This window comes from Oleiphilus sp. HI0125, from assembly GCF_001635355.1.
In genome coordinates this window covers 1-827 of the sequence record NZ_LWGF01000906.1, presented here as the reverse complement: position 1 = coordinate 827, position 827 = coordinate 1, and the positions used below count along the sequence as shown (strand labels likewise).

General features: G+C 44.0%; 1 protein-coding gene. It reads left to right on the top strand.

What is annotated here, in order from left to right:
• The coding region (locus tag A3762_RS15690; protein ID WP_197469297.1) for an NAD(P)/FAD-dependent oxidoreductase at positions 1–559 on the top strand (559 nt) is incomplete at its 5' end.
• Positions 560–827 lie beyond the last annotated feature (268 nt).

Sequence of the window (827 nt, the reverse complement as noted above, 5' to 3'; positions counted from 1 at the left end):
AGAAATTACCGACACTCAACTGACCTTTGCTGAGAGTGAGCCTCTAAACGCCGAAATCAAAGTGTGGGCGGCAGGTATTAAAGCCCCAGGGTTCTTAACAGAACTAGATGGCCTCGAAACGAATCGATTGAATCAATTGAAGGTTGACACCACATTGGCAACGACTTTGGATGATTGCGTATTTGCGTTTGGCGATTGTGCGGAATGTTGGAATGAGGGTAATGAACGGTCTGTGCCTCCTCGTGCACAAGCGGCACACCAACAGGCGAGTACGCTGTACAAGACGCTTGTTGCTCGACTAGATGGCGGTGCTGCACATCAGTTTGTCTACAAAGATCATGGTTCGCTTGTTTCTTTGAGCGATTATACTGCCGTAGGAAGTCTCATGGGGAACTTGAGCAAAGGCAGCATGATGGTCGAAGGAAAGCTTGCGCGCTTATTTTATGTGTCTTTATATCGCATGCATCAGCTTGCCTTGCACGGCTTCTTTAAGACCGGTTTGATTTGGCTAAATGATCGTTTGATGCGAGTGATTCATTCTAGAATGAAGCTGCACTAAGCAAACATAACATTGCAAAGATGTCCCTTATGGGGCCTTTTTTGGTGTATCAATACAAGTAACAGTGCTCGCATATTGTTTGCAACGCATTGTTGTTTTTTCTTGCGGCTTGTCGGTTTAAGGTAGAGTGCCTACCACCACTTTTATCTCATAGGGCAAGTCAAATCGACATGCCTCTCCAATATAAGATTACTAGCTCTGTTACGACTAAGGTAATAATAATTACCTATTTCGAGCATGATAAGTTCCAAGGTCAGTATTATATTAA